Origin of the sequence: Bacillus sp. FSL W7-1582, assembly GCF_038593325.1 — a bacterium.
Taxonomy (GTDB): domain Bacteria; phylum Bacillota; class Bacilli; order Bacillales; family Bacillaceae; genus Bacillus; species Bacillus altitudinis.
In genome coordinates this window covers 922363-941708 of record NZ_CP151987.1, presented here as the reverse complement: position 1 = coordinate 941708, position 19346 = coordinate 922363, and the positions used below count along the sequence as shown (strand labels likewise).

Annotated in this window: 18 protein-coding genes; 3 read left to right on the top strand and 15 right to left on the bottom strand. The window is 41.8% G+C overall.

Annotated features, from left to right (window positions below; all coding sequences use genetic code 11):
• The first annotated feature begins 108 nt into the window (after window positions 1–108).
• A complete protein-coding gene (locus tag NSQ11_RS04765; protein ID WP_008349000.1) occupies window positions 109–357 on the top strand; it encodes a YhdB family protein in 249 nt (82 codons plus the stop codon).
• A 187-nt stretch (window positions 358–544) separates the two neighbouring features.
• Here the strand turns inward: NSQ11_RS04765 and NSQ11_RS04760 are convergent, their stop codons facing one another.
• From NSQ11_RS04760 to NSQ11_RS04710, 11 genes are all read right to left on the bottom strand, one after another.
• Window positions 545–1195, bottom strand: a complete 651-nt coding sequence (locus NSQ11_RS04760; protein WP_342501286.1) for a response regulator transcription factor — start codon at window positions 1193–1195, stop codon at window positions 545–547.
• Complete coding sequence (locus NSQ11_RS04755) at window positions 1192–2337, bottom strand: GAF domain-containing sensor histidine kinase (RefSeq protein ID WP_048001775.1); 1146 nt, start codon at window positions 2335–2337, stop codon at window positions 1192–1194. Before NSQ11_RS04755 ends, NSQ11_RS04760 begins: the two co-directional genes overlap by 4 nt.
• A gap of 151 nt (window positions 2338–2488) precedes the next feature.
• On the bottom strand, window positions 2489–4234 hold the full coding sequence (locus NSQ11_RS04750; protein WP_341109170.1) for a phospho-sugar mutase: 1746 nt from the start codon (window positions 4232–4234) through the stop codon (window positions 2489–2491).
• Window positions 4235–4378: 144 nt separating this feature from the next.
• Window positions 4379–6040, bottom strand: coding sequence for a glycerol-3-phosphate dehydrogenase (gene glpD / locus NSQ11_RS04745; RefSeq protein WP_341109169.1), 1662 nt, complete (start codon window positions 6038–6040; stop codon window positions 4379–4381).
• A gap of 139 nt (window positions 6041–6179) precedes the next feature.
• Complete coding sequence (gene glpK, locus NSQ11_RS04740; RefSeq protein ID WP_007497075.1) at window positions 6180–7676, bottom strand: glycerol kinase GlpK; 1497 nt, start codon at window positions 7674–7676, stop codon at window positions 6180–6182.
• A gap of 15 nt (window positions 7677–7691) precedes the next feature.
• Window positions 7692–8507: an MIP/aquaporin family protein gene (locus NSQ11_RS04735; RefSeq protein WP_008349011.1), complete on the bottom strand. Its 816-nt coding sequence runs from the start codon at window positions 8505–8507 to the stop codon at window positions 7692–7694.
• A gap of 216 nt (window positions 8508–8723) precedes the next feature.
• The gene (locus tag NSQ11_RS04730) at window positions 8724–9281 is read right to left on the bottom strand and encodes a glycerol-3-phosphate responsive antiterminator (RefSeq protein WP_017360356.1); all 558 of its coding nucleotides are present in this window, start codon (window positions 9279–9281) and stop codon (window positions 8724–8726) included.
• 327 nt (window positions 9282–9608) lie between these two features.
• A complete protein-coding gene (locus tag NSQ11_RS04725; protein ID WP_017360357.1) occupies window positions 9609–10946 on the bottom strand; it encodes an aspartate aminotransferase family protein in 1338 nt (445 codons plus the stop codon).
• 241 nt (window positions 10947–11187) lie between these two features.
• Window positions 11188–12780: a PucR family transcriptional regulator gene (locus tag NSQ11_RS04720; protein ID WP_017360358.1), complete on the bottom strand. Its 1593-nt coding sequence runs from the start codon at window positions 12778–12780 to the stop codon at window positions 11188–11190.
• 28 nt (window positions 12781–12808) lie between these two features.
• Window positions 12809–13726, bottom strand: coding sequence for an AEC family transporter (locus NSQ11_RS04715; protein ID WP_007497064.1), 918 nt, complete (start codon window positions 13724–13726; stop codon window positions 12809–12811).
• An 83-nt stretch (window positions 13727–13809) separates the two neighbouring features.
• On the bottom strand, window positions 13810–14226 hold the full coding sequence (locus NSQ11_RS04710; RefSeq protein WP_008349030.1) for a VOC family protein: 417 nt from the start codon (window positions 14224–14226) through the stop codon (window positions 13810–13812).
• 166 nt (window positions 14227–14392) lie between these two features.
• Here NSQ11_RS04710 and NSQ11_RS04705 point away from each other — a divergent pair, with 166 nt between their 5' ends.
• On the top strand, window positions 14393–14809 hold the full coding sequence (locus NSQ11_RS04705; RefSeq protein ID WP_025207006.1) for a hypothetical protein: 417 nt from the start codon (window positions 14393–14395) through the stop codon (window positions 14807–14809).
• A gap of 45 nt (window positions 14810–14854) precedes the next feature.
• Here NSQ11_RS04705 and NSQ11_RS04700 read toward each other — a convergent pair whose 3' ends face one another.
• The 3 genes from NSQ11_RS04700 to NSQ11_RS04690 form a co-directional block, all read right to left on the bottom strand.
• Window positions 14855–16393, bottom strand: a complete 1539-nt coding sequence (locus NSQ11_RS04700) for a bifunctional GNAT family N-acetyltransferase/carbon-nitrogen hydrolase family protein (protein WP_007497061.1) — start codon at window positions 16391–16393, stop codon at window positions 14855–14857.
• A gap of 14 nt (window positions 16394–16407) precedes the next feature.
• Window positions 16408–17073, bottom strand: a complete 666-nt coding sequence (locus NSQ11_RS04695; protein WP_017360360.1) for an HAD family hydrolase — start codon at window positions 17071–17073, stop codon at window positions 16408–16410.
• A gap of 307 nt (window positions 17074–17380) precedes the next feature.
• Window positions 17381–17722 (bottom strand): DUF5365 family protein, encoded by a 342-nt coding sequence (locus NSQ11_RS04690; protein ID WP_048003243.1) that lies wholly within the window; start codon window positions 17720–17722, stop codon window positions 17381–17383.
• A 108-nt stretch (window positions 17723–17830) separates the two neighbouring features.
• Here NSQ11_RS04690 and NSQ11_RS04685 point away from each other — a divergent pair, with 108 nt between their 5' ends.
• Entirely contained in the window at window positions 17831–18733 is a 903-nt protein-coding gene (locus NSQ11_RS04685) for an RluA family pseudouridine synthase (RefSeq protein WP_048003244.1), read from the top strand.
• Between the two features lie 33 nt (window positions 18734–18766).
• On the opposite strand, the gene NSQ11_RS04680 is transcribed toward NSQ11_RS04685, so the two are convergent.
• Entirely contained in the window at window positions 18767–19333 is a 567-nt protein-coding gene (locus tag NSQ11_RS04680) for a class D sortase (RefSeq protein ID WP_024719945.1), read from the bottom strand.
• Window positions 19334–19346 lie beyond the last annotated feature (13 nt).

Sequence of the window (19346 nt, the reverse complement as noted above, 5' to 3'; positions counted from 1 at the left end):
CTATAATTCCCGGTACCCTGTTTATGCAGACACCAACTTTTCCCCTGAAAAAGTCGACCTGATCCGAGCAAACTAATGAGGACTTCTCAAGGGAAAGGAGAAGGTTTAATGAATGTGGCAGATTATGATAAGGCACTTTATTATACGCATCGCTCGCAATGGGATAATTTACTTATTCTTATGGTCCGTACGCAAGATGATTTGCTCTCGAAACGTATTGAGCATTTCTTACATGCGTATCAATTTAACCGGAACGATGCAGATGTTGAAAAATGTTTATATGGACTCCTGCAGTATATCGACCATGCTTCAGAGGCTGCCGTTGCTGAAGCATATGCTGAACCGATGTACACATAAAGGAAAAGGCTGATTTTCTGCCTTTCAGATTGTTGACATAGGGCTAGAATGAACTTTATTTTAGCTCTTTGTTTTCTTTTCAGCCTTTTACTAACCGTCTTTCATAAAAAAGAAAAGACTTCATGAGAAATACTCATGAAGTCTTTTGGAATGTCCACCATTCATATAGACTGTATATGCTCTTCTTTTACAACAGCTCTTTCGGCTGATTTTTTTGATAATCTACCGCATATAGAGCGGCCTGAGTTCGATCTGCCAGCTCTAACTTTGATAACACATGAGACACGTGAGTTTTCACAGTCTTTTCAGAAATAAAAAGCGCCGAGGCGATTTCTTTGTTACTTTTCCCTTTTGCGATTTCAAATAAGACATCACGTTCTCTATTGGTCAGTTCGTTCATCAATGTCCATTTTTGCTCTTTAGGTTCTGTTAGGTGCTGGACAAGAAACGCTGTAATATGACCATCTAGCTGGTACGTACCATTTTGCACCTCAATCATTGTCGTGAGAAGCTTTTCAGGTGCTACATCCTTGAGCTGATAAGCCTTCGCTCCCGCTTGGATAGCAGGGATGACATAGTCCTTATCTGCATAGCTTGTCAGGATGACAATGCGGACTTCCGGCATGTCGAGTGTCATTTGCTTTGTTGCCTCAATCCCATTCATTACAGGCATAGAGAGATCCATCAAGACAATGTCAGGCTTTGTCTGCCTCACTACCTGTAGTGCCTCTTCTCCATTGGATGCTTCACCAACGATGTCTACATCTGGCTGGGTTTGCAAGAAAAAGACCAGCCCTTTTCTGACAATATGATGATCATCTGCAATGACTACTCTCATGACAATCCCTTCCTTTCTTGAGAAAATGGGACTTTCACATGAATCGTGGTTCCTTTCCCTAGCTCAGAGTTGATACATAATGTACCTCCCACCCTACGAATACGTTTAGCCATCCCTTTCAATCCAAGTGAAGGAAGACTCATTTGTTCATCATACTGAAATCCCTTTCCCTGATCGATGATTTTCATACCAAACGTATCTCCTGATTGCTCCAGTTTGACCTCTACTTTCTCAACACCCGCATGCTTTTGGCAATTATTTAGAGCTTCTTGGCATACGCGAAATAAGGTCTCGTGCTTTGAATGATCTATTTCCATACAGCCTGATAAAGACAATGAACAATTTAGACCTAAAAGCTGTGCATACTCTTCAATCGCTGTCGTAAATCCTTTTTCAAGTCCTTTTGGTCTTAACTGCCAGATGAGTGATCGCATTTCAATGAGGGCATCTTGTGATAAATGCTGAATAAAATCAATCATTTCACCTAATTTTTGATCACTTGTCATTTGACGCGCTGCCTTTGCAGTCAAACTCACGGAAAACAGCATTTGATTCACAGAATCGTGTAAATCCTGCGCAAGTCGGTTTCGTTCTTCTAAAAGTGCATGCTGCTGCTCATTTTGCACAAGCTTCATGCGCTGAATAGCCGTACCAATTTGCAGTGCAATACTTTCAAGCAGATTCAGCTCCTCCTGTGTAAATGTGACCTTCCCTTTTGCCGCCACATTTAATAATCCAAACGTACGCTTACATGCTTGGAGCGGAACGGTTGCATGATGGGTAATTCCTTCTGTATCTCCAAGCTTTTGCTCAATCGCCGTTTCAATCCGTTTACAATTGATGATATTGGTCGCTGATTGCAGTGAGCCTTTCGTGTAGCGGTTGATGCAATAGCAATCGTTTTGACACATCAATTGCTTTCGATCCTTTGCCAACGCTTCAGGTAAGCATACTTCTGCCATTAGTTCATACGATCCGTCTTCTTCTATAAAATAAATCCATGCTGTTTGAAAGCCTGTCACTTCCATAAGCATATGAAGCACTTCATGAAGCGTTTCCTTCATTTCCATCCCTTCATTTAGCTTTTCAGCAATTTCTTTTAACGTTTTTAATGTTTTGACTTTTTCTTGGTAATCTCCCATCGTGTGTACCCCCGGCTTTTACTACCTCTCTTATCAATATGTTGATTATACCATGAGCATCTGTGCGGCTCTTTCTCAAAAAGGATGATTTTTTCTCATCCTTTTGACTGAGAAAAAGCCATCATGCATGACATGATGGCTTTGTGATGTTTTATTTAGCTGTTTCTTCCACAATGTCATAGACGACTTTCATGACTTCTTCTGATAAGTGTTTCAGCTTTTCTTCGCTGTCTGTTAACGATGTGCCTTTGACTGCAATATAAAATTTGACTTTAGGCTCCGTACCAGAAGGTCGTAAACAAAACCATGAGCCATCTTCAAGGAAATATTTCAGGACGTTTGATGCCGGCAGATGAATCGTTTCTTCTTTCTTTTCAGCCACAAGGTGCCTTTGACTTGATTGATAATCCTCAATGATCGTAATGCGCTGACCAGCGATAGAAGCTGGCGGGTTTGATCTAAAGGTATGAAGAATAGCAGAAATCTGCTCTGCTCCTACTTTCCCCTTTAAGGTTAATGACTTTAAGCCTTCTCTGTAAAATCCAAATTCCTTAAAAATATCAACAAGCGCATCGTATAATGACTTCCCTTGTTTCTTATAAAAGGCTGCGACTTCAACTGCTAATAACGCAGCTTGAACTGCATCTTTATCTCGTGCAAAATCACCGATCAAATAGCCGTAGCTTTCTTCATAGCCGAATTGAAACGTGTATTCTCCGCTTTCTTCAAACTGCTTGATTTTTTCTCCGATAAATTTAAAGCCAGTGAGCGTATCAATCGTGTCAGCTCCAAATGCTGAGGCAACAGCACGCCCAAGCTCACTTGTCACAATCGTTTTCATCACAACGGGGCGAGGCGGTAGCTGACCTAGTTTTTGTTTTTCAGATAATAAATAATGAAGTAGTAAGGCGCCTGTTTGGTTGCCCGTCAAAACGGTAAATTCTCCATCGTGATTTTTCACAGCGATACCTAATCGATCTGCATCTGGATCTGTCGCAATCAACATATCAGCATTTTGCTTTTTGCCAAGCTTGATGGCGTATTCAAAAGCGGCATGCTCCTCTGGATTTGGAGATGTGACCGTCGAGAATTGCGGATCTGGTTTTTCCTGTTCAGGTACAACCGTCACATGCTCATAACCAAAGGCCTGAAGTCCGTTTCGGACAGGTTTATTCGCCGTCCCGTGAAGCGGGGTAAACACCACTTTGACATCGACTTCTTTTGCAAGCTCAGGGTGCACACGAATGGTTTTTAATTTTTCCATATACGCTTGATCGATTTCTTCACCAATCATGCGGATCAAACCATTTTGCTTCAATACTTCTTCTGATTCCACTGAAATGGCTAATTCATTTTCGATGGCATCTACTTCTTTAATGACTTGATCTGCTTCAAATGGGGGCATTTGGCCTCCATCTTCTCCATAAACTTTATAGCCATTATATTCTGGCGGATTGTGACTTGCTGTCACAACAATCCCTGCAAAGGCATTCAGTTCTCGAACTGCAAAAGAGAGTTCTGGTGTCGGACGCAGTTCGTCAAATACGTATGTTTGAATGCCATGTGAAGCAAGTGTTTTGGCCGCTTCCATCGCAAATTCAGGAGATTTATGGCGTGAATCATAGGCAATGGCGACACCTCTTTTTTTTGCATCCTCTCCATGTGCTGCAATATACGCAGCAAGACCAGCAGATGCTTTTCGAACAGTATAAACATTCATTCGGTTCGTTCCAGCACCAATTTCTCCGCGCATTCCTCCAGTACCAAACTCAAGGGTTTTGTAGAAGCAGTCTTCAAGCGCTTGATGATCATCTTGATGTGCCTCCAGCCATTCCCTTAGTTCAGTATCCAGGTGCTTCTCATTGATCCAACGCTCATAATTCGTATTCCAACTCATGGTCGTCCTCCCAGCTCTTATCATCAATAAAATAACATCTACTGTTATTTTATATGGAATTATCCTTCATGTCATGTTATATCATGAACATATGAAAAAACGATGAACAAAATAAAAAAAGCCGATACACGATCGGCTTTTTACTTATTCAGCATCAAGCGGTACGACTGCTTCATGGAATAGTCGGTCTAATTCAGTTTGATGTTTCTGTTTTGTCGCTTCATCCCAGCCAAAACGATCTGCCATATAGTCAACAACAGGCTGTGCATACGTTTTTGCCCAATTGATATTAAATAATAGGCTGCCTGTTCTTCTCAAGAAGAAATCGACAGGTGTTACAGCCAATTCTTCTTCGATCGCATAGACAAGTTCAGCCAAAACATATGCGGGAATGTTTCGTTTGTCTGCTTCCCCTTGAAGCTGCTCTACACGCTTGAAGACATTGCTGACGTTTGAGCCATATTTCTCAGCTAATTTTTGTGCAATCGGTTCTGTCAAACCAACGGATGCTCCTTCTGCCGTTTTCGCTTGAACAAAGGATGCCATATTTTTCGAACCGCCTACATGCCCACCTGAAATTGGCATATGTTTCGTTTTACATGGTCCGAAATCTTTTCCAGTTTCCTCTTTCAGTCCATCACGTACAAGATTCACAATGTGTTCAGCCATTTTACGGTAACCTGTTAATTTACCGCCGGCAATCGTAATTAAGCCTGAAGATGATGTCCATACCTCATCTTTACGAGAAATTTCTGAAGGATCTTTTCCTTCTTCATGAATGAGTGGACGAAGACCAGCCCAGTTAGATTCAACGTCTTTCTCTGTAATGTTAAGATCTGGGAACATATATTGAATGGCTTTGATCACGTAATCACGATCTGCTTTTGTCATACGCGGATGTTCCAGCTGTTTTTTGTAAACGGTATCTGTTGTTCCCACGTACGTTTTTCCTTCTCTTGGAATCGCAAAGACCATTCGTTTATCAGGTGTGTCAAAGTAGATTGCTTGTTTTAATGGGAAAACAGATTGATCAAATACTAAGTGAATTCCTTTTGTATGCTGTAAATGTTTCCCCTCTTTTGAGTGGTCCTTGTCTCTTAGCTGATCGACCCATGGACCTGTCGCATTGACGATTTTTTTCGCATATACATCGTATGTTTTCTGTGTTCTGACATCTTCAATGACAACACCGACAACTTTGCCTTTATCATAAATAAATTCTTTTACTTTCGCATAGTTGACCGCTTCTGCCCCGAATTTCACAGCCTCTTTCATGACTTCAATTGTCAGGCGTGCATCATCTGTACGGTATTCAACATAGTAGCCCCCGCCTTTTAAGCCATCCTTTTTCACAAGCGGTTCTTTTGCAAGTGTTTCTTTCGCACTTAGCATACTTCTGCGTTCACTATGCTTAACGCCAGCTAAAAAGTCATATACTCTAAGTCCAATTGAAGTTGAAAACTTACCGAATGTCCCGCCTTTATGCATCGGAAGAAGCATCCATTCTGGCGTTGTCACATGAGGACCGTTTTCGTATACGATGGCACGCTCTTTACCGACCTCTGCGACCATTTTCACCTCAAATTGTTTTAAATAACGAAGTCCACCGTGCACTAGTTTCGTTGAGCGGCTAGACGTACCCGCTGCGAAATCCTGCATTTCCGCAAGACCGACACGCATTCCGCGTGAAGCCGCATCAAGTGCTGTACCAGCGCCTGTAATACCCCCACCAATGATAAACACATCATATGGTTTTTTTGTCATGTCCTGAAGCATTTGTTCTCTTTCTAAGCTAGAAAAAGTCATCTCTTGTTCCTCCCATGTTGTACGGTAAAGAAAAAGAGACCGCAAACACCCAAAGCGTATTTCTACACTTCGGTGCTTGCGGTCTCTCCAGTTCTCCAACCGTTCTATTAACTTACTTGAAGTATACCATACTTTTTGTTTATTTGAAAGCTTGAGCTGCTTTTACAGCCTTTTTCCACCCGCTGTATAACGAGTCACGGCTGTCTTCTTCCATTTTAGGTTCAAAGCGCTTGTCAAGGTTCCATTGTTTTGCAATGTCTGAACGGTCGTTCCAGAAGCCAACTGCTATTCCCGCAAGATAGGCCGCACCGAGTGCCGTCGTTTCATTAATTTCTGGACGTTCTACTGGTACATCGAGCAAATCACTTTGGAAGCCCATTAAGAAATCATTCTTTACAGCCCCGCCATCGACGCGCAATGTTTTAAGTGAGATGTTTGAATCTTTTTCCATCGCATCTAAAACATCTTTCGTTTGATAAGCAAGTGATTCTAACGTTGCACGAACAAAGTGCTCTTTAGAAGTGCCGCGTGTTAAACCGAATACAGCGCCTCGGACATCACTATCCCAATATGGTGTGCCTAAACCAACGAATGCTGGTACGACATATACGCCGTCTGTTGACTCAACGCGCTCAGCATAAGCTTCACTGTCTTTTGAGTCTTTAAACATTCTAAGTCCATCACGCAGCCACTGGATCGCTGAGCCAGCAACGAAAATACTTCCTTCTAAAGCATATTCAACTTTGCCGTCAATGCCCCATGCAATCGTCGTTAACAATCCATGATCCGACTTAATTGCTTTTTCCCCTGTATTCATCAACATGAAACATCCTGTACCATATGTGTTCTTCGCCATTCCTTCTTCAAAGCAAGCCTGGCCGAATAACGCAGACTGCTGATCTCCTGCCGCTCCTGCAATCGGAATATTTTTACCGAAGAAGTGATAGTCTGTTGTTTCACCATAAATGTGTGATGATGGTTTGACGTCTGGCAGCATGGAAGCTGGAACACCTAAGATATCAAGTAGTTCTTCATCCCATTTCAGATCGTAAATATTGAACATTAACGTTCTTGATGCATTTGAATAATCTGTCACGTGTGATTGCCCGCCAGTCATTTTCCAAATGAGCCATGTATCAATTGTGCCAAACAGCAAGTCACCATTTTCTGCTTTCTCACGAGCACCTTCGACATTGTCTAAAATCCATTTCACTTTAGTACCTGAGAAATAAGCATCAATGAGTAGACCCGTTTTATTTCTAAACGTTTCATCGTGTCCTTGCGCTTTTAGCTCATCACATATACCCGATGTTTGTCGTGACTGCCAAACAATTGCATTGTAAACAGGTGCGCCTGTATGTTTATCCCAAACAACAGCTGTCTCACGCTGGTTCGTAATTCCGATACCGGCGATTTGATCTGCTTCAATTCCTGATTCGATTAAAGCAGTTGAAATAACTGATAGAACAGAGCTCCAAATTTCATTTGCATTGTGTTCTACCCAGCCTGGGTTCGGAAAATATTGATTGAATTCCTTCTGAGCTGTATGTGCAATTTTACCTTCTTGATCAAATAAGATCGCTCTTGAGCTTGTTGTCCCTTGATCTAATGCGAGAATATATTTTTCTTTTGCCATGGTGTTTTCCTCCCCTTACATACTTTCATTGACAGCATTTGTCTGGTTTTTCGTAGAAACATAGAGTCCTAACAATACCACAACTAAAATAACGCTTACAATCCAAAAGGCTGGTGTGACGTTCGCTTTAAAGGCTGCATTATAGAAAACACCGCCAAATGCACCGCCCAAAATTGGACCAACAACAGGAACCCAAGCATATTTCCAATTTGATGGACCTTTACCTGGAATCGGCAGAATGGCATGTGCGATTCTTGGACCTAAATCACGTGCAGGGTTAATTGCGTAACCAGTTGTACCACCTAATGAAAGACCAATCGCAACAATTAAGAAACCAACAATCAACGGATTGACTCCGTCTGCAAATTTATTTGCACCAATCGCTAAAATTCCTACCACCAATACAAATGTACCAATGACTTCACTGAGCACGTTTGCAAAAGTATGCGGAATCGCAGGACCAGTTGAGAATACGCCTAGTTTTGCACCTGGATCGTCTGTCGCTTTCCAGTGCGGTAAGTAATGTAAGAAGACAATAATAGCTCCGAGTAATGCGCCAAGCATTTGACCGACAATATACATTGGAACATCAGCCCAAGGAAAACTTCCTTCTAATGCAAGACCTATTGTCAGCGCCGGGTTTAAATGTGCACCGCTGATTCCTCCAGTGGCATAAGCTGCAATCGCTACTGCAAATCCCCATCCGAAAGCGATTACAATCCAACCGGACTGATAAGCGAGCGATTTCTTTAAACTGACTGCCGCACACACACCGCCTCCAAAAATAATCAGAAGCATTGTACCAACGACTTCACCCCAAAATGGTGTCATGAAAAATTCCTCCTCTGGTTCAGTTGCCATCCCCTATAAATGTGTAGAAAAGATACAGAAAAAAAGATCCACAACAAACATACTTTACATCAGGGTCATTTGTCACCTAGTAAAGCGTCGTTGTGGATCTCCATTTCTCCATCACATGATATTAACTTAGTGCTATAGTATCAGAGGATGAAAACGTTGTCAATCAATTTTCACATTTTATCTTTTTCACTTTTGGAATGCTTTCCAAAGCTCTGTATTCGATGTGGTGACAGCTGTCGCCCCTGCTGCAAGCGCCCTTTCTACATCTTCTTTTGTTCGGATAAATCCTCCTGCAAATATTGGTATTCCAGCTCTTTCGCGCACTTCTGTAATTAAATCTGGCACGACACCCGGCAATACTTCAATAAAATCTGGACGATGTTTTCCGACAAACTCCATGCTTTTTTCCATCGCACTTGTATCAAGTAAAAACATTCGCTGGATGGCATATACCTTTTTCTGCTTGGCTTTCACTATGACAGAAGACCTAGTAGAAATAATGCCAGCTGGTTTCATTTCCTGACAAATAAATTCCGTTCCGTACTCATCATGTTTGATTCCGTGAATGAGATCGACATGGACAAACATTTTTTTATGATGCGCATTCGCCTCATTCATGATGCCCTTAAGCCGCCCTAAATGAACATCTAGTAAGACCCCATATGTAAATGGACTTTTTAAAAATTCCTCAAATTGCTTCATATTGCGAACAGCAGGTAGAATGGGTTGATCATGAAAACTCATATGCCGTCTCCTTCTCGTGTGTATTGGTTCTATCTTCTCCTTACAGTAATAGAATCACATGTTTTTTTCAATACACCTAGTGTGCCCATTGACCATTCAGCCTAGCAAATCGATCAAAACCTGATCCTTTCAGGGCATAGAAAAAAGCAGAGAAACCTCTCTGCTACAGCGTGTAGGCAAATCCTCGCATTCTTTGTCAGTCCTGCGTGCTGGTGCTCACCCTTCCTAGGGCTGCAAAGATTTTCTATCACGCTGAAAAGAAGACAAAGGGCTAAAATAAATAATATTTTAGCCCTTTGTCAACAATCTGAAGCAGAGAAATCTCTGCTATAATTGTGCCATGCTTTCTTTTAAAGTATGAATAATGAATGAGGCGTCTTCATCAGTGATATTTAGCGGTGGTGCGAGCTGTGCCACGTTATTATAGCCAGCCACTGTATCGCCATTTTTCCCGATGATCAATCCCCGCTTTTTACATTCTGCAATCAATTGACCGACTACACTTGGATCAGCTGGCTTTTTTGACGCCTGATCCTGCACAAGCTCAATCCCAAACAGCAGACCTTTTCCTCTCACATCACCGACAAATGGATGCTCTTTTAACTCTTGCAAACGTTCGAGCATGTCTTGGCCAAGCGTGCGTGACCGCTCCACTAATTGCTCGTTTTCCATGATCTCTAGGTTAGCAAGCGCAACCGCACAGGAAGCAGGGTGACCGCCAAATGTATTCACATGCCGTAGCCTGTCATACGTATCTTCTCCTGCATACGCTTCATAAATGTCTCGTTTTACGCACGTTGCAGATAGCGGTAAATATCCACTTGTGATCCCTTTTGCCATGGTGATGATATCTGGCTTCACTTCCTCATGCATAAATCCAAACCGCTTTCCTGTCCGGCCAAAGCCGCATATGACTTCATCCACAATGAGGAGCGCCCCATGATCTTCACAGATTTCTTTCACCTTCTTCAAATATCCTTTTGGCGGCATTAAGATACCGCCTCCTGTAATCATCGGCTCCATGATGACGCCAGCAATGGTCTCACTTAATTCCCACGTCATTGCTTGATCGATTGCATCAGCACTTGCCAAGCTCTCTTGATCTTCAGGGTGCCGGTACATATCAGGCGGTGCGACATGGATAAACCCCTGTCCTAACGGTTCATATTTGTACTTACGCTGCGCTTGACCCGTTGCGGCAAGAGCTGCTGCTGTATTGCCGTGATACGATCGATATCGGGAAATGAATTTTGTTCGTGTACTCTCTCCCTTTTGCGCATGATATTGTTTGGCAATCTTAAATGCCGCTTCATTCGCTTCAGAACCACTGTTAGAAAAGAAGATCACATAGTCCCCGTCTAGCCATTCATTGAGCTTCTCAGCCAGCTGAATCGCTGGCACATGGCTTTGTGTCAGTGGGTAGTAAGGCATCGTATTTAATTGCCTATACGCCGCTTCTGCAAGCTCTTTACGTCCATATCCGGCATTGACACACCATAGTCCTGACATTCCGTCTAAATAGCGATTTCCATGAATATCTGTCACCCATGCGCCTTCTGCCTCATGAATCACCATACTTTCATTTTCTTTGTTTGTCCCTTTCATATGATGCCAAATGAACTGATCATCTTTCGCCTGAAGATCTTGTGCGTTATGTGTTTTCATCTTCCCACGCCCCCATGTATCCGTTTTCATCATCAAAGAAGCTTAAACCGGTCCTGCATATGACCTCTCCATTCATTATATGGATAAAAGTGAGGCATATGAAACTGAAACAAGACCGCCCGTGTCGTTACTCTCATTATAAAAAAGGGGCCAGACACATTACATTAGACAGATCGTCAACTGATTGAAAAGAACCATGAGACACTCTACTTGATCCCTCGGCAAAATCTAACATATACCGTTAATGGCGATTCCCCTGTAAAAATTCATAAGCAAGGATCGCAAATTCAAGCGCTTGACGTTTTGGCGCTTGCATCATATCCTCACCAAGTAAAGCATGAAGCTTATCCAATCTGTGATAAAGCGTCTGCCTCACAATATAGAGCTGGCTTGCGGTTTCTTTTTTAGAACCGTTTGTCTGTAAAAAGATATTCAGCGTCTGATAGAGCCTGCCGCTATTTTGTTTATCATATAAAATCACCGGCTCTAAATACTCTTTCACCATGCATTCTAATAACCCGCTTTCTTTCATGACAGGCATCAACCGAAGCATATGTAAATCTTCATAAAATGGGCTTTTTATCCGTTGCGGCATCACTTTCTTTAAATGCAGCACTTCTTTCGCTGCTTGAAAACTTTTTCTCATGTGTTGAAATTGCTCACAATATGAACCGATTCCATAATTGATGACTGCCTCGCCGGGCTTCTCACGGTCATATAATTGCGTGATGTCGTTTGCCGCTTTTTCTGCACGCTCTTTCCAGTCCTCAACTTTTCTTGTATTCAATAAAATAAATAAGGTTTGTCCTTGATGCTCGTACACAATCAAATAGAAACCAGCACGCTGAAAAATAGAACGGCAAGAGACAAGAAAATAAAGATTCCCTGCGATTTCTTCTATTTGGTGGTTTTTTTGAAAGAGCATCACCACACAGCCGGTCGGTTTTTTCAGCCCTTCTGTCTCCTCAAGGTGTTCTATGATCTCTCTTTCTGTATGATCTTCATGAAACCATTTTTGCAGCCATTCATTCTCTTTTGTCTTCTTCAGCTCTTCTGTATACAGCTCTCTTAAAGTTTGCTGGGCAAGGGCATTCGCTCCTTTATCCATCACAAGCAGTTCAAATTCCGAGAGTGTGTTCGATTGATGAATGAGGACGAGGTCTGCAAAGGTTTGTTTGAGTGCAAGGACTTGTTTTTGCGTCACTTCATATCCTTTTGGTAATGAAGCATATTGCAAATAATTCATCACCAGCTCTTCTGTTTGTTTGGAAGAATCACATAAAATAATCGGCTCACCTTGAACAGGGATCAGCAGTAGTATCCCTCTCACATGCTGATACACTTGATCCAAAATATCCATCTGCGGATGAGGAGTCAATAAAAGCTCATTCAACTTGGACGACAGTGTTTCTAAATCCGCCATCATCTGATACTGACGCTCAATCATCATCGTATGGAGATGCTGTGTAATATTGACGAACTTCACTTCTTTTGTAAACAAAATAAGCGGAAAATCACGTTCTTCTGCATAAATAATCAGTTCTTCTGGCACATCAAACCGGAGCGGTACAAATTCAATACACAAGCCAGCCGCACCTGAGTCAATCAACTGTCTTAAAAACGCCTGAAAGACTTCCAATTGATCATGGAAGCCTGCGGCCGTCGTTAAGATCAGCTCGCCTCCGTTTAACAAATCCTCTACAGCAGGCACTTCAAGTACATGTACCCATTTTACCTGCCGAAACAATCCCTTTTCCCCCGCTAACACTTTCGCATGTGTAAAATGCTTCGTTTTTAACACATCACTTACTTGAAAATGAACATCTACATTCATTCATAAGTCCCCCTTTGTTTGCCGTCCCCTATCCCAGAGGGTGCATGGATAAAATCCATAATAAAACAGGTAAAGTCACAATACTTAAAATCGTACTGAGAAACGTCGTGCTTGAGACAAACTCAGGCTTCGTTCGAAATTGCACAGCCATCAGCGTTGTATTCGCCGCTGTCGGCATCGCTGCAACTAAAATCATAATTTGTTTCACCAAATCATCTACCGGTAAAATAAGCGTAAAACCAAAGGCGATGAGTGGTGAGATAAACAGCTTCAGCAGCACCGCATAGGAAATATTACGATAATCCACTTGTTTAAAAGAAATCACTGCGAGCTGCATACCTAAAATCAGCATAATCGTTGGTATCGCTGCATCCCCGACCAGCTGAACACCTGTCATAAGCTCTTTAGGTAATGAAAGGTCAATGAGCTGAAATAATAGACCAAGAAGAGCCCCGTAAGCAACAGGCATACGCAGCACTTTTTTTAGAACGACCTTCAAGTCTCCCGCGTCCTCTCCACCTTTTGCTGCATAATACATGCCGATCGTACTCATGACGAGCTGCTGAAGGACCATTAGCACAATCGCAATATCTAAACCAGCTGCTCCAAAAACAAGAAGGACAACAGGCGTGCCGTAATTTCCATTATTCATAAATGCTGATGACAAAATCATGGCGCAATACGTTTCATTCGAATACCCGTAAATTCGAGATAAAATGAAGACACATAAAACAAGTGAAAGACAAAGCCCTACGACAAATATTGATAAGTACACATAGTCCATCGATACTTTATTTTGATAAAAGGTTTCAAACGCAAGAAATGGTGACATTAAATATAAAGACATTGATGAGAGCGTATGTATATCAAAACCAATTGTCTTCTGCCCAATATACCCTATAAGGAATATGCCGAACACTGGCATTAAGACAAGTAAAAACTCCATGCAGCACCTACTTTTCTCTAGATGAATTCCTTCTTTTTTACCCTCTTATCATACCACTGATCATCAATAAAAAAGAAGCACCCTTATGAAAGGTCGCTTCTCTCCTCATCCATATAAAACACTTCCCATAAATGACCATCACGATCCTGAAAGCTCCAGCCATACATGAAATCATGGTCTTGTTTTTCCTTAAACGGTGAACCACCAGCTGCGATCGCACGCTCTACAAGCTCATCAACCTCTTCCCTCGTCTCGACCTGTAAAGAGATAATGACCTCTGCGCCATTTCTGGCATCTACCAATTCCTTCTCTGAAATGGATTGGAAATGCTTAAGTGATAACAGCATGACTGTGATCGTCTCATTCATCACAAAACAAGCAGCATGTTCATTCGTCAGTTCTTGTTGAAAGTCAAAACCCAGCTGTTCAAAGAAAGCCTTTGACTCATTTACATGCTTAACCGGCAAATTGATATACAGATGTTTAGATTGTCGCCCCATATCCCTCTCCCTTTGTAAAACATCATTTCCATTCAGTATATTCGTCTTTTCATTTGGCATCCCTTTGTCGCATGAAAAAATAAGCGGTAAGTCTCATTACCTTATTTTAACAAAAATGTATAATAAATCTCGTGCACAATACTAAATGAACTAGGAGGTTTTCTTAATGAAAACAATCGCAAAATCTTTGATGCTCTCCACCACTGTCCTTTTATTCGCTTCACCTATTACACAAACAGCTGATGCTGCATCTATTCAAACGAAGCAGGTGACAGCAGAAAGTGATTTTCAGCTTCCTTCAACAACAGACACCATTAAACAAAACATCGAACAATCTTTCCAAAAACAAGAAAAGTGGCTACAAAAATTAGAAGTGATTGCCGGACAAGAAAAACGTGAACAATTTGAGCAGTTTTTCAACCAGCATGTAGGACCTGATTTAAAAAATCTTTTAGAAGAGCCTGCTCTTACATGGAAACAAGTAGAAAAAACGATTTATCAATCTCTTGTCAAATCAGACGTTCCATTTTTAGCTGCCAAAAGCATTGCCCACTTTGCTACACTCGCATTAAAGAAAATGTAAACATACAGAAAAGCGCCTCGCATAACTGCGGGGCGCTTGTTTTGATTATTTCTTATATTCAATATGGTACACGTCTCTTCTTCGGTCTTTCAGCTGACGAACCGTCCCATCTTGACGCTGCCTTCTTAATATTTCTAAGTCGACATCACCGACAACCACCATTTCAATATTCGGGTTGCATTCCCCTACAATGCCATCTCTTGCGAATTCAAAATCAGATGGTGCAAAGATGGCTGATTGTGCATATTGGACATCCATGTTTTCTGTTTGCGGAAGGTTTCCGACTGTTCCAGAAATGACCGTATATATCTGATTTTCAACCGCTCTCGCCTGCGCACAGTAACGCACTCGTAAATAGCCTTGACGGTCTTCTGTACAGAATGGAGTGAAAATAATTTTCGCTCCTTTGTCAGCTGCAATTCGAGCAAGCTCAGGGAATTCAATATCGTAGCAAATTTGGATCGCAATTTTACCGCAGTCCGTATCAAATACCCGGACTTGGTCACCAGCTGAAATCCCCCACCATTTTCTTTCATTCGGCGTGATATGCAACTTATATTGCTTTTCAATCGTTCCATCACGTCTAAATAAATAGGCGATATTATAGATTTTCCCTTCCTCTTCAACGAAATGAGAACCACCGATGATATTAATGTTGTACTTGACCGAGAGATCTGTAAACAAATTGATGTAGTCCTCGGTATATTCTGTGATCCGCTGCACTGCTAGACTTGGTGATCTCTCTTCTAAATATGACATAAGCTGGGTTGTAAAGATTTCCGGGAAAACGGCAAAGTCAGCTGACGCATCTGATGCCACATCCACGTAATACTCCACTTGATTCATAAACTCCTCAAAGGAATGAATTTGCTTCATTGCATATTGAATGACACAAATACGTACTGGGAACGCCGATTTATAATATCTTTTCGATTGCGGGCGATAATCGACATTGTTCCATTCCATTAGCGTTGCGTACGTGCTGGAAGCTTTATCATCCGGCAAGTAATTCGGATTGATCCGCATCAGGCTAAATTCATTTAACAGCTGAAAAGATAGCACAGGATCATAAATTTGGTGCAGCATGACTTGCTCTACATATTGGCGAGGCGTCATTTCCTCTTGATATTTATGATAATTCGGGATACGTCCACCAATGATGATGCTTTTTAAATTTAATCTTCTCGCTAAGTCTTTTCTTGCTTCGTATAAACGATGACCGATTTTCATCCGGCGGTACTCAGGACTGACCATTACTTCAATTCCGTACATATTCATCCCATCTGGATTATGGTTTGTGATATATCCATCATCTGTGATGTCCTGCCATGTGTGACGATCATCGTATTCATCAAAGTTAATTAATAAACTTGAACATGAGCCAATGATTTCTCCCTCGAATTCCGCACAGAACTGGCCTTCTGGGAAATGTTCAAGGTGGCTTTCAAGGTGCTCTTTTTTCCAAGGGTCCATGCCTGGAAAGCATACCTCTTGCAATGCGATGATTCGGTCGATATCTTCTTCTCTAATATTTCGAATCACCATTCTTTTTTCAAATCGCGTTAAATCTAGTTTTTCTGCCATGATGTATTGCCCCCTTACTGATCCTCTTTTTCAAGCTGATGGAATAGCTGGAGCAATTCGATTTCAGCCATGGATTCTAATCTCGCGTCATATTCTTCAAACTGCAGTGTGCTCGTCACTTTATTTGGCACGATGACACATTTCATACCCGCTCGTTTGGCAGCGATTGACCCATTCACAGAGTCCTCAAATGCCACGCAATCTTTTGGCTCAACGCCTAAGCATTGTGCGGTTTGCAAATAAAGTTCTGGGTGAGGTTTCACTTCTTCCACATCGTCTGACGTGCGGATACATTCGAAGTAATCGAAAAGTCCAATTTTTTTCAGGTGATCAGACACCCATTTATAATCTGAGCTGGAAGCAAGTCCAATCTTAATTCCAAGCTCCTTTGCCGCTTCTAAATAAGCTTCTACACCAGGTCTTGCTGCTTCGTCCTTCATTCTCTTTTGAAAACGTGAACGCCGGTCTTCTGTGAGTGCCTCATGATCTAATGTCTTTCCTAACTGCTCTTCCAAGTATTCAAAAGGCTTAAAACCTGCCTGCGTTCCAATCACATTTCCCCATACAGACAGAGGCAGCTCCGATTCATGCTCCGCAAACATTTCCTGCAGAACCTCATATTCATGTGTTTCTGTATCTAAAATTAATCCATCAAAATCAAATATAATCGCCTTTACCAAAGAGGCCACTCCTTTTTTCCGAAAGTCTGAAATATCTTCCATACTGCTATCATATCGTGAATAAAATTGACTTTCAAAGATGAATGTCTGCTAAAATGATTATGTATAAAAGGAGCCTGCATCGTTTTGTCAGGCTCCTGTCATGTTCGATTCTTTCTGCAAGAGATCCAAGCGCTCCGATTCGTGGAGAATAGACATTGTTGAAAAAGAGCGGAATTGGTATTACAGATCTTGAAGGTTTCTCCGTTCCCTTAAAAATAGTATGTGCGACGACCTTGTAAGTTAACAAGGAAGTTCACACCAACTTTTACGCATTTTGAAGGTGACGGCCTGCAAAATCATCTAAATCAAACGGGAAAGAAAAGCCGCACGCATTAATTTGTTCACGGTTGAGTTCAAATAACTCACGATCTCGTTTTGTGATATGTCGCTTCGGCTTTAAAATAATGGTATGTAATAGCTGAAGACCTGATAAGATACGAAAAGCATCATCCATTGTCCCGTTATACACACCATCAATGAATGTAAGCGGGGGTTGTTTTTCCTGCGCTTCTCCATTGACAGAATGGGATAAAAGATCTTCAATTTCCTTTGATACTTCTTCAATTGCCTGCTCTTGAAGGTCTGTCGCAGCTTTCATTAATCTCACGTGGCATCTACCTCTCTGTCGTTATTACTCCATTCAGAATAGCACAGAAAAAAAGTCATTCGCTAAGGTAAGTGTTTCCTATATATACCCAAAGAGAGGACGAATATCATGATCATAAAAGGACACACGCTCTCCCTAAAAGTAGGTGAGCATCAAAATGGCAATTCCTTAAGTCAATTTTTAAAAGACGAAGTGTCTGCCTCTAAACCGATTATCCATTTTTGGATGGAGCACCAAAAAGTCCGTCTCAATCAAAAACCTGCCCACCATGCTGCAAAAGTGAGTACAGGTGATCAGATTCTCATTGATTTATTTGAGACGGAAGAAAGTGATGTGACGCCAGAATACGGTGAATTAGAGGTACTCTTTGAAGACGAGCATTTATTAGTTGTCCAAAAGCCTGCTGGAAGGCCGACGCATCCAAATGAAAAAGGACAAACAGGTACGCTGGCGAACCTAGTCGCTTTCCATTTTCAAGCAAATGGAGAAGAAAAGCGGGTCAGACATATACATAGGCTGGATCAAGACACAAGCGGCACCGTTATTTTTGCCAAACACAGGTTGGCACATGCTGTACTCGATCAAATGCTTTCAAAAAAAGCGATTAACAGAACGTATCTTGCCATCGCACAAGGACTGTTTAAGAAAAAGAAAGGAACGATCCAAGCAGCCATTGGACGTGATAAACACCATGCCGTCAGAAGGAGGGTTTCTCCTACTGGTCAAAGCGCCAAGACTCATTATGAGGTCTTCCATCTCAATAAACGTTTACAGATGACGGCCGTTAAGCTTCGATTAGAAACAGGCAGAACGCATCAAATTCGGGTCCATCTTAGCAGTCTCGGGCATCCTTTAGCTGGCGATACATTATATGGCGGGAAGCGTGACCTGATAAACAGATGCGCCCTTCATGCCAAACAAGTAGACATGAACCATCCATTCACAGGTGAAAAGCTGACGATAGAAGCACCGCTTCCACCTGATATGGCTGAATTAATGGACAATATGTAGAAAAAGAGCCTGATCATACAGGCTCTTTTGACGTTAGACAGATGCTCTTTTCGCATAAATAATGTACCGCTCTGGTGCATTGCCGACAAAATGAAATGGATAGCATGTGGTTAACACAAGCTCTTCTTTTTTATTTTGTAAGGTAATAATGGATGTATCATGCTGATCCACAATTTTCGTATGCGTAATTTCATAAACAAACTCACCATACGGTACAGTGATTTTCAGCTGATCCCCAATATCCAGTTCACCAGTCCGGCGGAAGACCGTATCCCTGTGTCCCGACAAAACGATTTGTCCATTTTGATCAGGGTAATAACTGCCTTTATAATGACCGACGCCTTTGGCAAGGTCGTCCGCATCTGTCCCTTCAACAATCGGCAAATCGGCTTTTAATTTCGGAATGGTCAGGATGCCAGAGGCTTTCCCCATTTCAGGTGAAAATTTTTCCTTCGTCATCCCTTGATCAGTTTCTACGACCTTTTTTGCTTCCTCTAAAGAATGTGCTGTTTGTAGGTGAGTAGAAGCCATTTGCCAGATTCCCCAGCCAAGCACCACAATTCCCGCTGACATGACAATCACTGCAAGCCATTTTTTCATGCGTTAACTCCTT

Coding starts and splice junctions, on each gene's coding strand:
- NSQ11_RS04765 (WP_008349000.1), top strand. CDS start 109: ATGAATGTGGCAGATTATGATAAGGCACTTTATTATACGCATCGCTCG.
- NSQ11_RS04760 (WP_342501286.1), bottom strand. CDS start 1,195: ATGAGAGTAGTCATTGCAGATGATCATCATATTGTCAGAAAAGGGCTG.
- NSQ11_RS04755 (WP_048001775.1), bottom strand. CDS start 2,337: ATGGGAGATTACCAAGAAAAAGTCAAAACATTAAAAACGTTAAAAGAA.
- NSQ11_RS04750 (WP_341109170.1), bottom strand. CDS start 4,234: ATGAGTTGGAATACGAATTATGAGCGTTGGATCAATGAGAAGCACCTG.
- glpD (WP_341109169.1), bottom strand. CDS start 6,040: ATGACTTTTTCTAGCTTAGAAAGAGAACAAATGCTTCAGGACATGACA.
- glpK (WP_007497075.1), bottom strand. CDS start 7,676: ATGGCAAAAGAAAAATATATTCTCGCATTAGATCAAGGGACAACAAGC.
- NSQ11_RS04735 (WP_008349011.1), bottom strand. CDS start 8,507: ATGACACCATTTTGGGGTGAAGTCGTTGGTACAATGCTTCTGATTATT.
- NSQ11_RS04730 (WP_017360356.1), bottom strand. CDS start 9,281: ATGAGTTTTCATGATCAACCCATTCTACCTGCTGTTCGCAATATGAAG.
- NSQ11_RS04725 (WP_017360357.1), bottom strand. CDS start 10,946: ATGAAAACACATAACGCACAAGATCTTCAGGCGAAAGATGATCAGTTC.
- NSQ11_RS04720 (WP_017360358.1), bottom strand. CDS start 12,780: ATGAATGTAGATGTTCATTTTCAAGTAAGTGATGTGTTAAAAACGAAG.
- NSQ11_RS04715 (WP_007497064.1), bottom strand. CDS start 13,726: ATGGAGTTTTTACTTGTCTTAATGCCAGTGTTCGGCATATTCCTTATA.
- NSQ11_RS04710 (WP_008349030.1), bottom strand. CDS start 14,226: ATGGGGCGACAATCTAAACATCTGTATATCAATTTGCCGGTTAAGCAT.
- NSQ11_RS04705 (WP_025207006.1), top strand. CDS start 14,393: ATGAAAACAATCGCAAAATCTTTGATGCTCTCCACCACTGTCCTTTTA.
- NSQ11_RS04700 (WP_007497061.1), bottom strand. CDS start 16,393: ATGGCAGAAAAACTAGATTTAACGCGATTTGAAAAAAGAATGGTGATT.
- NSQ11_RS04685 (WP_048003244.1), top strand. CDS start 17,831: ATGATCATAAAAGGACACACGCTCTCCCTAAAAGTAGGTGAGCATCAA.
- NSQ11_RS04680 (WP_024719945.1), bottom strand. CDS start 19,333: ATGAAAAAATGGCTTGCAGTGATTGTCATGTCAGCGGGAATTGTGGTG.